At 53.2% G+C, this 13,261-nt stretch carries 11 protein-coding genes and 3 pseudogenes; 9 read left to right on the forward strand and 5 right to left on the reverse strand.

The window, feature by feature from the left end:
* Nucleotides 1-450 precede the first annotated feature (450 nt).
* Nucleotides 451-1,407: a 23S rRNA pseudouridine(955/2504/2580) synthase RluC gene (gene rluC, locus O1Q74_RS07170; protein WP_271877551.1), complete on the forward strand. Its 957-nt coding sequence runs from the start codon at nucleotides 451-453 to the stop codon at nucleotides 1,405-1,407.
* A gap of 65 nt (nucleotides 1,408-1,472) precedes the next feature.
* On the opposite strand, the gene O1Q74_RS07175 is transcribed toward rluC, so the two are convergent.
* Nucleotides 1,473-2,057, reverse strand: a complete 585-nt coding sequence (locus tag O1Q74_RS07175) for a Maf family protein (RefSeq protein WP_271877553.1) — start codon at nucleotides 2,055-2,057, stop codon at nucleotides 1,473-1,475.
* A 140-nt stretch (nucleotides 2,058-2,197) separates the two neighbouring features.
* Here O1Q74_RS07175 and yceD point away from each other — a divergent pair, with 140 nt between their 5' ends.
* From yceD to fabF, 8 genes are all read left to right on the forward strand, one after another.
* Nucleotides 2,198-2,719 (forward strand): 23S rRNA accumulation protein YceD, encoded by a 522-nt coding sequence (yceD, locus tag O1Q74_RS07180; RefSeq protein WP_015840715.1) that lies wholly within the window; start codon nucleotides 2,198-2,200, stop codon nucleotides 2,717-2,719.
* Between the two features lie 16 nt (nucleotides 2,720-2,735).
* The gene (gene rpmF / locus O1Q74_RS07185; RefSeq protein ID WP_011093369.1) at nucleotides 2,736-2,906 is read left to right on the forward strand and encodes a 50S ribosomal protein L32; all 171 of its coding nucleotides are present in this window, start codon (nucleotides 2,736-2,738) and stop codon (nucleotides 2,904-2,906) included.
* A 29-nt stretch (nucleotides 2,907-2,935) separates the two neighbouring features.
* A complete protein-coding gene (gene plsX / locus O1Q74_RS07190) occupies nucleotides 2,936-3,982 on the forward strand; it encodes a phosphate acyltransferase PlsX (protein WP_271877562.1) in 1,047 nt (348 codons plus the stop codon).
* Nucleotides 3,983-3,988: 6 nt separating this feature from the next.
* Complete coding sequence (locus O1Q74_RS07195) at nucleotides 3,989-4,942, forward strand: beta-ketoacyl-ACP synthase III (protein WP_271877565.1); 954 nt, start codon at nucleotides 3,989-3,991, stop codon at nucleotides 4,940-4,942.
* Nucleotides 4,943-4,959: 17 nt separating this feature from the next.
* On the forward strand, nucleotides 4,960-5,889 hold the full coding sequence (gene fabD, locus O1Q74_RS07200; protein ID WP_271877568.1) for an ACP S-malonyltransferase: 930 nt from the start codon (nucleotides 4,960-4,962) through the stop codon (nucleotides 5,887-5,889).
* Between the two features lie 14 nt (nucleotides 5,890-5,903).
* A complete protein-coding gene (gene fabG / locus O1Q74_RS07205; RefSeq protein ID WP_271877571.1) occupies nucleotides 5,904-6,638 on the forward strand; it encodes a 3-oxoacyl-ACP reductase FabG in 735 nt (244 codons plus the stop codon).
* A 154-nt stretch (nucleotides 6,639-6,792) separates the two neighbouring features.
* Entirely contained in the window at nucleotides 6,793-7,029 is a 237-nt protein-coding gene (gene acpP, locus O1Q74_RS07210) for an acyl carrier protein (RefSeq protein WP_005970506.1), read from the forward strand.
* Between the two features lie 80 nt (nucleotides 7,030-7,109).
* Nucleotides 7,110-8,351 carry a beta-ketoacyl-ACP synthase II gene (fabF, locus tag O1Q74_RS07215; protein ID WP_271877590.1) on the forward strand — a complete coding sequence of 414 codons (1,242 nt, stop codon included), beginning with the start codon at nucleotides 7,110-7,112 and terminating at the stop codon, nucleotides 8,349-8,351.
* Between the two features lie 317 nt (nucleotides 8,352-8,668).
* On the opposite strand, the pseudogene O1Q74_RS07220 reads toward fabF, so the two are convergent.
* From O1Q74_RS07220 to O1Q74_RS07240, 4 genes and pseudogenes are all read right to left on the reverse strand, one after another.
* A pseudogene (locus tag O1Q74_RS07220) lies at nucleotides 8,669-8,921 on the reverse strand (transposase); the annotation flags it as partial.
* Between the two features lie 233 nt (nucleotides 8,922-9,154).
* A complete protein-coding gene (locus tag O1Q74_RS07225; protein ID WP_271877593.1) occupies nucleotides 9,155-10,615 on the reverse strand; it encodes an AMP nucleosidase in 1,461 nt (486 codons plus the stop codon).
* A 170-nt stretch (nucleotides 10,616-10,785) separates the two neighbouring features.
* Nucleotides 10,786-11,671 (reverse strand): annotated as a pseudogene (locus O1Q74_RS07230) (ABC transporter permease subunit); the annotation flags it as partial.
* Between the two features lie 102 nt (nucleotides 11,672-11,773).
* Nucleotides 11,774-13,259, reverse strand: a pseudogene (locus O1Q74_RS07240) (ABC transporter substrate-binding protein).
* Nucleotides 13,260-13,261: the final 2 nt, after the last annotated feature.

Consider the following 13,261-nt stretch of genomic DNA (forward strand, 5'->3'; position numbering starts at 1 on the left):
ACAGCGCATTTACTGAGGGAACAGCTTCTGAATAATGTCGCCAGATCTGATTCCATTTGCCGGCCAAGCTGCAATCCGCAGCCCGCTAACTGCTTGATTTCGCATTACGTCTTACGCCATTGCTGCGTGTGTGCGTCATCAGGCAAATTTAATAATTTCGCAATTTCCCCGTGTTTTATCGGAAATCCGCGTGGGAAACGCAAAAGCATTATTCCACTGCTGATACCGTTATAGCAAGGTGACTTTGCCTGTCTGTATAAAGATAGTTGTGTCGTTATCGCCAAAACGGACAGGGTTTGATGCTACTGTGCAATTCACCCGTTACTTACTCGTGTCACTTACCCGCATTACTTACCCGATAGTGCAACAATATCTTCATAAGTCAGACACACAGTTAAGCACAGAAAAAGAAGTGGCGCTATCGGGTTGCTCTATTTAGAATCGCGCATCATGAAAACAGATAATCCTTCAGTACAATTTGTGACGATCTCCGCAGATGAAGCGGGGCAGCGCGTCGATAACTTTTTGCATACCCACTTAAAGGGTGTGCCTAAAAGTATGGTTTACCGTATCTTGCGTAAAGGCGAGGTAAGGATAAATAAGAAACGGGTCAAGCCTGAGTATAAATTGCTCGACGGCGATGTCATTCGTATTCCGCCTGTTCGGCAGGCAGAACGTGATGAAACGCCTGTTTCTGCGAGTCTTGGTAAAGTCGCGGCGTTGGCCGAGTGCATTATTTACGAAGATGACTACCTGCTGGTGCTGAATAAGCCCTCGGGTACCGCTGTGCATGGCGGAAGCGGTCTGAGCTTCGGCGTGATTGAAGGGCTGCGTGCTTTACGCCCGGAAGCGCGTTTTCTGGAACTGGTACACCGCCTCGATCGCGATACGTCAGGTGTTTTGCTGGTGGCAAAAAAACGCTCGGCTTTGCGTTCTCTGCATGAACAGCTGCGGCTAAAAGGAATGCAAAAAGATTATCTGGCGCTGGTTCGCGGACAATGGCAATCCCACTGCAAGGTTGTTCAGGCGCCGCTGTTGAAAAATATTCTGCAAAGTGGTGAGCGTGTTGTGCGAGTTAACAGCGAAGGTAAGCCGTCGGAAACGCGCTTTAAGGTAGAAGAGCGTTTTGAGCATGCGACTTTGGTGAAAGCGAGTCCTGTCACCGGACGTACGCATCAAATTCGTGTACATACTCAGTATGCTGGACATCCGATAGCATTTGACGACCGTTACGGCGATCGCGAATTCGATGAACAACTGGCGGACACCGGTTTAAAACGTCTGTTCCTGCATGCGCAGGCGCTACGTTTTGAACACCCAAATACCGGTGAGACGATGAGAATTGAAGCGCCATTGGATAGCGGGCTGCGTCGCTGTCTTCAGGCGTTACGCAAGACAAAAGCATAATGAGGCGTATAGCTATACGCCTTTGTCTATCGGGATAGCGCGTCATTGTGCTATCCCGATTTGTATTACGCTGTCAAAGGATTCACGCCTTCCTTTTGTAGCATCTGAATCAGCGCAATCAGCGGCAACCCAATGAGCGTATTTGGATCGCGCCCGGATAATCGCTCAAAAAGGGCAATGCCCAGCCCTTCGCTTTTGAAGCTGCCCGCGCAGTTCCACGGCTGTTCCTTCTCCAGATAGCCGTCAATTTCCGTTTCCGTTAGCGTTCTAAAATGCACGTCAAATGGCTCTGCGATGCTCTGTATTTCCTGAGTCGCACTATTGAAAAGCGCTAAACCGGTAAAGAAGGAAACGCATCTCCCGCTGGCCTGCTGTAACTGTCGTGTTGCATTACCCTTATTATGGGGTTTTCCCGTAATGGCATTCCCCAGAACGCACACCTGATCGGAGCCGATAATCAGGTGATTGGGGTAGTGCGTGGCTAACGCTCGGGCTTTGCTTTCAGCAAGGCGGATAACGAGATCGACGGCGTCTTCACCCAAGTGAGGGGTTTCATCGATGTCCGGCGACGCGCAAACAAAGGGGAGGCCCAGCTTTTCTAATAAGGCCCGGCGATACGGTGAGGTTGAGGCAAGAACGATCTGCTGCATAATTTTTTGATAAACCGTAGCGTAATGATGAAAGGCATTTTAAACTGTGCGCCGCTCTGGAAGCGAATATTGGTGAAAGGTGGTGCCTCACTGCCTTTTTCTTTGACTCTATGTCGTTACGACGTTAATATGCGCGCCCTATGCAAAAGGTAAAATTACCCTTAACCCTTGATGCGGTCCGCACTGCTCAGAAGCGTTTAGACTATGTTGGTATCTATTCGCCGGAACAAGTAGAGCGTGTTGCCGAATCGGTGGTGAGTGTGGATAGTGATGTTCAGGCCTCTTTATCTTTCAATATTGATAATCAGCGTCTGGCAGTGATTGACGGTAACGCCGATGTTACGGTCACACTGATGTGTCAACGTTGCGGAAAGCCGTTTGAGCATCAAGTCCATGCGACATTCTGTTTTAGCCCGGTCGTCAATGATGAGCAGGCCGAAGCGTTACCGGAAGCGTATGAGCCGATCGGCGTTGATGAGTTTGGCGAAGTCGATCTGCTGGCAATGATTGAAGATGAAATTATTCTGATGTTGCCTATCGCCCCGGTGCATGATTCTGAACACTGTGAAGTGTCCGAAGCGGACATGGTGTTTGGTCAACTGCCTGAAGAGGCGGAAAAACCAAATCCGTTTGCCGTATTAGCCAGTTTAAAGCGTAAGTAATTAAGGAGTAAGGTCCATGGCCGTACAACAAAACAAACCTAGCCGTTCCAAACGTGGTATGCGTCGTTCACACGATGCGCTGACTACCTCTTCTGTATCCGTAGATAAAGTTTCTGGCGAAACTCACCTGCGTCACCACATCACTGCGGATGGTTACTACCGCGGTCGCAAGGTCATTGCTAAGTAATTCTTGCGAATTATTTGCAAGGCAATACCTTGACACGCCTAACTCTGGCGTTAGATGCGATGGGCGGGGATTTTGGTCCCTGCGTAACAGTGCCTGCTGCATTGCAGGCACTGGCTTCTAATCCAGCTCTCAATTTGTTATTAGTCGGCGATCCTGCTGCGATTACACCATTACTTGCCAAAGTCGATTCTGATTTACTTTCCCGCTTAGAAGTTGTTCCGGCGGAGTCGGTTATTGCGAGTGATGCGATGCTGTCGCAGGCTATTCGTGCGAGCCGTGGTACCTCAATGCGTATAGCGCTTGAGTTGATTAAAGACGGCAGGGCACAGGCCTGTGTGAGCGCAGGTAACACGGGTGCGCTTATGGGACTGGCTAAGCTCCTGATTAAGCCACTTGATGGTATTGAACGACCGGCATTGGTATCGGTCTTACCTCACCAGCAGCATGGAAAGACCGTCGTGTTGGATCTGGGGGCGAATGTTGATTGTGATAGCACGATGCTGGTTCAGTTTGCCGTGATGGGTTCAGTGATGGCAGAAGAAGTGCTGGAACTGAAGAACCCTCGGGTCGCGTTGTTGAATATTGGTGAGGAAGAAAGCAAAGGGCTGAGCACTATCCGTGAAGCAGCGGCACAGTTAAAAGAGGCACCATCAATAAATTATATCGGTTATCTGGAAGGCAACGATCTGCTGACAGGGAAAACGGATGTGATGGTCTGTGATGGCTTTGTGGGTAATGTCACACTGAAAACGGTGGAAGGCGTGGTAAGGATGTTCCTGTCACTGCTGAAATCGCCAGCCTCAGGCCCGGGGCAAAAACAAAAACGGTCTTGGTGGTTGAAATGGCTGGGACGTTTGTTACAAAAGCGCTTATCAAAGCGTTTCGGTCATTTGAACCCCGATCAATATAATGGCGCATGCCTGCTAGGATTGCGGGGAACTGTAATCAAAAGCCATGGTGCAGCAAACCAGAGAGCGTTTGCGGTTGCTATTGAACAGGCAATGCAGACGGTACGGCGGCAGCTCCCCGACCGGATTGCCGCCCGTCTAGAAGCGGTATTACCCAAGAGTGACTAAGCGTACATGTATACAAAAATAATCGGAACGGGCAGCTACCTGCCTGAACAAATCAGGACGAACGCTGATTTAGAAAAGATGGTGGAAACGACGGACGAATGGATCGTCACACGTACAGGAATCCGTGAGCGCCGAATTGCTGCGCCCGATGAAAATGTTGCGACCATGGGATACCGCGCTGCGCAGAAAGCGTTGGAAATGGCAAATGTCGATCCTTCTGAAGTCGGCCTTCTGATCGTTGCTACAACATCATCAAGCCATGCTTTCCCGAGCTCTGCCTGCCAGATTCAGCAGTTGTTAGGGATCAACGATACGATTGCCTTCGATTTGGCCGCCGCCTGTGCCGGTTTTACCTATGCACTGAGCGTTGCCGATCAATACGTTAAAAATGGTGCGGTGAAATACGCACTGGTGATCGGTTCCGATACGCTGTCTCGGACATTGGATCCTGAAGATCGCGGCACGCTAATTTTATTCGGTGATGGCGCAGGCGCGGTACTGTTAACGCCATCAGAGCAGCTGGGTATTCTTTCTACCCACCTGCATGCCGATGGGCGCTATGGTGAACTGTTGGCGTTACCGCATCAGGATCGTAGCCATGTGGATACGCCTGCTTACCTGACGATGGCGGGTAATGAAGTCTTTAAAGTGGCCGTGACTGAACTGGCGCATATTGTTGAGGAAACGCTGCAAGCGGCTCAACTGGATAAAAGTGAATTAGACTGGCTGGTGCCTCATCAGGCTAACCTGCGAATCATCAGCGCTACGGCGAAAAAGCTGGGCATGGGGATGGACAAGGTGGTTGTGACGTTGGATCGTCATGGTAATACCTCCGCCGCTTCCGTGCCTTCAGCGCTTGATGAAGCCGTACGTGATGGGCGTATTAAACCAGGGCAACTGGTGCTGCTTGAAGCTTTCGGCGGCGGTTTTACCTGGGGCTCCGCGCTGGTTCGTTTTTAATTAAACAGGATTGTGATATGACGCAATTTGCAATGGTGTTTCCCGGTCAGGGATCACAGACGGTAGGTATGTTGGCTGAACTGGCGGCAGAACACCCCATCGTCACTGAAACCTTTGCTCAGGCTTCTGAAGCGTTAGGCTATGACTTATGGCAGCTCACCCAGCAGGGGCCGGCCGAAGAGTTGAATAAGACCTGGCAGACGCAGCCTGCGTTACTGACCGCTTCTGTTGCTATCTGGCGTGTCTGGCAGCAGCAGGGAGGAAAAACGCCTGCTCTGATGTCTGGTCATAGCCTTGGTGAATATTCCGCACTGGTTTGTGCTGGTGTTCTGGATTTCCAACAGGCTGTCCGCTTGGTTGAGCTGCGTGGCAAACTGATGCAGGAAGCGGTACCGGAAGGAACGGGCGCAATGTATGCGATTATCGGGCTTGATAACGCAGCCATTGCCAAAGCGTGTGAAGAATCCGCGCAAGGACAGGTAGTCTCTCCGGTAAACTTTAATTCACCGGGTCAAGTGGTGATTGCGGGCAATAAAGATGCCGTTGAGCGTGCGGGGGCCGCGTGTAAAGCGGCGGGGGCGAAGCGTGCTCTGCCGTTGCCTGTCAGCGTGCCGTCACATTGTGCGTTGATGGAACCTGCCGCGAAGAAACTTGCGGTTGCTCTGGAGTCCGTGACGTTTAATGCTCCGATCATCCGGGTTGTCAATAATGTTGATGCGAGCGTCGAAACCACACCGGAAGCGATTCGTGATGCGCTGGTACGCCAACTTTATTTCCCTGTACGCTGGACTGGCTGTGTTGAATTTATGGCCTCTCAGGGTGTTGAGTCACTGTTGGAAGTCGGGCCGGGTAAAGTATTAACTGGCTTAACCAAACGAATCGTCGATACCCTGACAGCAGCGGCGGTGAACGATCCTGCTTCTCTATCAGCGGCGATTGAGAAATAAGAACGGAGAAGACAATGAGTTTTGAGGGGAAAATTGCACTGGTTACTGGTGCAAGCCGTGGTATAGGGCGTGCCATCGCCGAGACGTTGGTTGCCCGCGGGGCAAAAGTCATTGGTACCGCAACCAGCGAAAAAGGTGCTGAAGCGATCAGCGGCTGGCTGGGTGAGAACGGTAAAGGTTATATGCTGAATGTTGCTGATGCAGCATCAGTAGAAAGCGTATTGGCAGATATTCGCACGGAATTCGGGGAAATTGATATCCTTATCAATAACGCTGGCATCACGCGTGATAACCTGCTGATGCGAATGAAAGATGATGAATGGCATGATATTCTGGATACCAATCTGACGTCGGTATTCCGCATGTCTAAAGCAGTAATGCGTGCCATGATGAAGAAACGTTTTGGCCGTATCATTACCATTGGTTCCGTTGTAGGAACCATGGGCAATGCAGGGCAAGCTAACTACGCGGCAGCGAAGGCAGGGCTGATTGGGTTCAGCAAGTCCCTCGCGCGTGAAGTGGCTTCTCGTGGTATTACGGTCAACGTCGTTGCGCCTGGATTTATCGAAACAGATATGACTCAGGCATTGACAGAAGAACAGCGAGCAGGCATTTTGACGCAGGTTCCAGCTAACCGACTCGGTGATGCTAAAGAAATCGCCAGTGCTGTTGTATTTTTAGCCTCTGATGAAGCTGCTTACATTACTGGCGAAACATTGCATGTCAATGGCGGCATGTATATGATCTAAAAAGCTCGAAAACTATTTGCATTATTTGCGGTGATAACCGCAAAATAGCACAAAATCGTGGTTCGACCAGCCGAGATTTTGTTGCATCTTTTCAAACATTTTATACACTACGAAAACCATCGCGAAAGCGAGTTTTGATAGGAAATTTAAGAGTATGAGCACTATCGAAGAACGCGTTAAGAAAATCATCGTTGAACAGCTTGGTGTTAAGCAGGAAGAAGTCGTAAACAATGCTTCTTTCGTTGATGACCTCGGCGCTGATTCTCTTGACACTGTTGAGCTGGTAATGGCGCTGGAAGAAGAATTTGATACTGAGATTCCAGACGAAGAAGCTGAAAAAATCACGACTGTTCAGGCAGCCATTGATTTCATTCAGGCTAACCAGCAGTAAGCGAACATATCTAGGCGGTCATTCGACCGCCTAAGTTTTTTGTCCCGCAGTGTCTTTTTTTCCCTCCCTGGAGGATAAGCGTGTCTAAGCGTCGAGTAGTTGTGACCGGACTGGGCATGTTATCTCCTGTCGGCAATACAGTTGAGTCTACCTGGAGTGCTCTTCTTGCCGGTCAGAGTGGTATCAGCCTGATCGACCATTTCGATACTAGTGCCTATGCAACGCGTTTTGCTGGCTTAGTAAAGGATTTTAATTCTGAGGAATTCATTTCGCGTAAAGAAGCTCGCAAAATGGATGCCTTTATTCAATACGGTGTTGCTGCTGGCGTTCAGGCCATGCAGGATTCCGGTTTGGAAGTAACGGAAGAGAACGCGCCGCGTATCGGTGCGGCGATTGGTTCCGGCATCGGCGGTCTGGGTCTTATTGAAGAGAACCACACTGCGCTGGTGAACGGCGGCCCGCGTAAAATCAGTCCGTTCTTCGTGCCGTCAACCATCGTCAATATGGTGGCTGGGCATCTTACTATCATGTACGGACTGCGTGGCCCGAGTATCTCTATTGCTACGGCCTGTACGTCTGGCGTGCATAATATTGGTCAGGCAGCTCGCATCATTGCTTACAACGATGCGGATGTGATGCTGGCCGGCGGTGCAGAAAAAGCCAGTACGCCATTAGGCGTCGGTGGATTCGGCGCTGCTCGTGCGTTGTCTACGCGCAATGACGATCCTCAGGCGGCAAGCCGTCCGTGGGATAAAGATCGTGATGGCTTTGTACTGGGTGACGGTGCTGGCATCATGGTGCTGGAAGAGTATGAACACGCGAAAAAGCGCGGTGCGAAAATCTATGCAGAAGTTGTTGGTTTTGGCATGAGCAGCGATGCGTATCATATGACGTCTCCGCCAGAGAACGGTTCGGGTGCAGCACTGGCTATGGAAAACGCCCTGCGTGATGCGGGTGTATCAACGAGCCAGATCGGCTATATCAACGCGCATGGCACCTCTACGCCTGCGGGGGATAAAGCGGAAGCACAGGCGGTGAAATCCGTGTTTGGTGCGGATGCCAGCAGCGTGCTGGTGAGTTCGACAAAATCCATGACGGGTCACTTGCTCGGTGCGGCAGGTGCCGTGGAGTCAATTTTCAGTATTCTTGCTCTGCGCGATCAAGCCGTTCCACCAACGCTTAATCTGGATAACCCAGATGAAGGCTGCGATCTGGATTTCGTACCGCATGAGGCGCGTCAGGTCAGCAATCTGGACTATGTATTGTGTAACTCTTTCGGTTTCGGCGGAACCAATGGTTCTCTGATCTTCCGTAAGATTTGATCGCAATAGTGTCTTAAAAAAGCCGGTTTCCGGGTTTTTTTAAGGCGGTTAATGAACCCCACATTTTTTCGTGGGGTTCTGTTTTATAAGTGACCGCAGTATTTTTTCTTTCAGCCCATGACTGGGTTTAGTCTCGTCATCTGTGTCTTATTGCACCTTATCAGGCCACACTCACCCTGCAACAACGACAATGCAACTTCCAGCAGCGCCATCTTCTTCATATTCTATGTTGTCGCTGCCAGCAGGCGCTGCATCTGCACTTTCATCAGACCCCGCAGCCACGCATATCGATCACCATGATGCTGTTTTGCATCCTCGAAGCTCTGCTCCATCGTCTGCTCCACGATATGATCAAAAGTCTGCTGGAAGATATCGCTGCGATTAAAGTGGAGGATGGGGTTGTGGCTAAGGGTAGAGGCGTCAGGTACTTTCTCGGTAGCCCCATGCGCAGGAACCAGCGGTAGGCGACGTTGGTCAGAACTTCCCTGACCAGACGGCGCACCGGCCAATGGCAGGGCGACCGTTACCGTGGCAATAGAGATTTCCAGCCCCATTGGCGTAAAACCAGAAAAAGTGTGTTTAGCCTCATCAATATTGCGCAACCTAGTCTCAGTAGATTGAGCCATCTTAGCCTGAAACGCAGACGCTTGCGCCGCTACCAGGGAAAGAAACAGAACTGACAAACCTTTTTTCATTGGGTTTATCCGCTATGGAATTGGGGGGCGTTATAATATAACGTGTTTAATCACGCCAGAGCAGCCGACTTCCTGAGTAGGGCCGGCTGTCTGAACAACGTCGTTCGATTAGCGGAACGGCGGCTCATTAAAGGTACGAAGCTTGCGCGAATGTAGCTTGTCGCTTTCTGCCCGCAGCAGGTCGATGGCGCAGATGCCAATCTGCAAATGCTCCGAAATTGCCCCTTCATAGAAACGGTTAGCCTGTCCCGGCAGTTTGATTTCACCGTGCAACGGCTTATCCGAGACGCACAGCAGCGTGCCGTAAGGAACGCGGAAACGATACCCCTGTGCGGCAATGGTGGCACTTTCCATATCTACCGCGACGGCGCGGCTGAGGTTAAAGCGCAGGGCGGAGGCCGCGTAGCGTAATTCCCAGTTGCGGTCATCGGTGGTCACCACCGTGCCGGTACGCAGGCGCTGCTTAACTTCTTCCCCCGGCATGCCGCTGACCATCTTGGTGGCGTCGTACAGTGCGCGCTGCACTTCGGCGATGCTGGGAATCGGGATGTCAGGCGGCAAAACGGCGTCTAGGACGTGATCGTCACGCAGGTAAGCGTGCGCCAGCACATAATCACCGATGGACTGGCTTTCGCGCAGGCCACCGCAGTGGCCGATCATCAGCCAGGCATGCGGACGCATCACCGCGAGGTGATCGCAGATGGTTTTCGCGTTGGATGGCCCGACGCCAATGTTGACCATCGTAATCCCTTTCCCCTGACGAGGAATCAGATGATAGGCGGGCATCTGGTGGTTCTTCCAGGCGAGATCGGACACCGTTTGTTCAGGGTTAGGCGTGTCGGCCGTGATGTAGATGCCGCCTGCGCAAGATAGCGCCTCATACGGGCTATCGGGATCGGCAATCTGCGCACACGCCCAGCGCACAAACTCATCGACATAGCGTGTGTAATTCGTGAAGAGGATGAATGGCTGAATATGTTCCACCGGTGTGCCGGTATAGTGGCGAAGCCGTGCCAGTGAGAAATCGGTGCGCAGCGCGTCGAAGTGTGACAGCGGCGACGTGGTGGTGGCGTGGAACAGACCATCTGCCGTCTCGTCCCCAATCTGTGACAGTTCTGTGGTGGGGAAATGCTTGGCGATGCCAGCGCTCATGGAACGGTCAAGAATCAGGTCGGAACCGTCGAGCACGTAGGGAAACGGGATTTCCTGCTGAGACGCGCTGACCTCGATGGTGACATCATAATCCCCCTCCAACAGCATGAGTTGTTCTGCCAGATAAGCGCGCAGAAAGGCCGGGCGGGTGACTGTGGTGGAGTAGCTACCCGGATGGGTAAAACGCCCATAGGCCCGATGTTTGGGATGGCCGGTCGAATTGCCACTCCAGCTAACGCGCAGAGCTGGGTAGGAAAATAATCCTGCTGCGCGCGCGTTGGCATCGGGCAGGGTGCCATCATTGATGAAATCGCCAATGGCGTCGCGCAGCGCTGAGACGGCATCATCATACAGCGCTTCCAGTTTATCCAGAGTTTGCGTGACGGTAAGACTGACGTGGGACCCGCTGTTGTGCATATTCTCTCCTTTAAATTCTGTACTTAGGCAGAAGTTAGCCCACAGCGTAACTGAAGATGCACAGGCCCGCCATCGTGAAATCCAGCGGGTCTGCGAGCGTGAAGAGAGGCGGGCGCGTAGGCTGCATGTCGAGATAGCATTTTCTCGCGATAGATTTGTCCCGCGATAGATTAGTGCTTGTGGCGACCGGAGAGATTCGCCGCGCTCACGGCCAGTATCGACAGCACGCCCAGTGCGGCAGCAGGTGCCAGCACGCCCCAGAAAGCACGTTCGATATATGGCATCCCTTCTGCCAGTACGCGTCCCCATTCCGGTGTCGGCGTGGATGCGCCCAGCCCTAAAAAGCCGAGCAATGCCAGTGCCAGCGCGATGCCCGGTAACCGCAGCATTGCATGGCGAAAGAGTGGGCCAACCAGTGCGGGCAGTACATAGAACAGGCTGCGGCGAATCGGCCCGACGCCGAGAATCGGCAGCATCCGAATATAAGGGCGTGCATTAATTTCGGCGACCAGCGCCGCCGTGTGTGCAGCCAGCGGTGCCCAACTCACAGCAATCACGGCAATCGCCGCGCCTGTTGCCGTCGGACCATTGACGGCGGCAACCAACAGCCCGGCAATCACCGGCGGCAGGGCGTTAGTCACTTCGATGGGGCCGGTGAGCAGACGCGGGAACAATCCAATCAGCAGGCCTATTGCCAGACAGGCCAGCGATACCACCAGTGCCAGCAGGCAGGTATTTAGCGTGCCGTGGGCGACGCGCGCCAGCAAGTCACGTCCCATCGCGTCCGCGCCAAAAGGCAGCAGCAACGATGGCGGTTGCAGGCGCAGAAAAGCGGAGGTATAGGGATCGCGTGGTAAACCTGCCAGCAACAGCAGCGCCAGCAGTAGCATACAGATAACTGGCAGCCAGATGGCATAGCGAGACTCGGGGCTGCTGCGCTTCCGGTACGTGCATCACTCCACTCCGCAACGCGCGCCCGAGAATCAGCAGTCGTACGCCGCTGGCGGCCATCCCCGCCAGCGTCAGCAGCCATGACAACAGCGGAATCAGCAGGCCGTATCGCGGACGTTGCGCCTGGTTGAAGGTTGCACAGGTGCGGCAATAGAGCGGTTCGCTCATAAACTCGTCATCTTTCTGGTTACTGGGGCGTGTTACCCGTTATTTTGCGTCGGCGACAATGTGCGTAGCGGCGTTAATCAGCGTACGTTCACGCGGGTCGCGCAGGGCGTCTTTGACCTGTGCGCTCTCACCTTGAATAACGCGCTCATGCAGCATCGGAATCGCGGCATCGCTGGCAAGGATCAGATTTTCTGCCTGCATGATGGCCTGACGGCGTGCAACGCCCGCAGGAATCGTGGCCGCTTTTTGCAGTGCCAGATCGATGTCCGGGCGGCACAGCTGCGCGATGTTGAATGACCCTTCGCAAGCAAAGTCACTGTACAGGTAAGCCACCGTATCGCCGGAATCCAGCACGGTGGCGCGGGATAAAATAAAGGCGTCAAACTTGCCTGCCAGCGCGTCGGACTCAATCTGTGCATACTCACGCACGACCTGTTTCACCGTAAATCCCGCGGCGGTAAGCTGCTGTGCCAGATAGACTGCCACCTCAGGCAGCTCGGCGCGATCGCTGAAGGTTGCCAGCGTGATGGTCGCACCCGCAGGCGTACCGGCTGACGCAGTTCCGCTGCGGCAGCGCAGGACCTAACAGGCCCTGCGCGATATCGGCACGCTTCTCATAGATGTTATCCACCAACTGTTGGGGATTGATCGCATCACGCACGGCGGCGCGCATCGCGGGATCTTGCATCACGCCATGACGCGTATTCAGATACAGCGTATTGGTGCGCGGCATGGGGACTTCATGCACCAGCGATTGATCCAGCAGCGGTGCCTGAGAAACCGGAATGGCTTCGACAATGTCTGCCGTACCGGTACGTAATGCAGCCGCACGCGCTGCACCGTCAGAGACAAAGCTGACGTCGATCCCGCTGGCCTGCGCTTTTTCACCCCAGTAACCGTCGAATCTATCTAACACCGCGCTGCTGGTGCCGGTGACGCTACGCAGAACAAACGGACCGCTTCCGGTATTGATCGGATTGACCACGCCATTTTTACCGTATGCCGCGGTGGAGAGAATGGCCAACTGTGTGCTGGATAAGCGCTGAGGCAGCAGCGGATCCGCTTTAGCGGTAGAAACAATCACGGCGTTATCGCCATCGGCTTTCACCGTTAACTGCACGCCGTCCAGAATACGCGGCTTGGGAGCCGCGGTGGACGCTACGGTGAGCGCGTTAACCACCGTGGCGGCGTTCAACGTGGTGTTATCGTGAAAATGGACGTTGGGGCGCAGTTCAAAACGCCAGGATTTATCATCGATCTGCTGCCATTTTGTCGCCAGCGCAGGCTGAGCTTCGCCGAGCTTGTCGAGCACCACCAGCGTTTCTGCCGTGCTCCAGCGCGACAGCTTAAAGGCATCATCGCTCAGCGGCGTCAGGCCGGAGCGTGGCGGTTGAAGCATTGCCAGTTTGATTCGACCGTCATGATGCGAGGTGTGCTTTTCCTCCTGCTCGTTGAAGCAGCCTGAAAGCAGCAGCGTGGCTGATAGCAGGCCGGAAACAGGCCACAGGAGATTACGCATATTCATCA

The sequence above is a fragment of the Pectobacterium sp. A5351 genome (assembly GCF_028335745.1).
Lineage (GTDB): Bacteria > Pseudomonadota > Gammaproteobacteria > Enterobacterales > Enterobacteriaceae > Pectobacterium.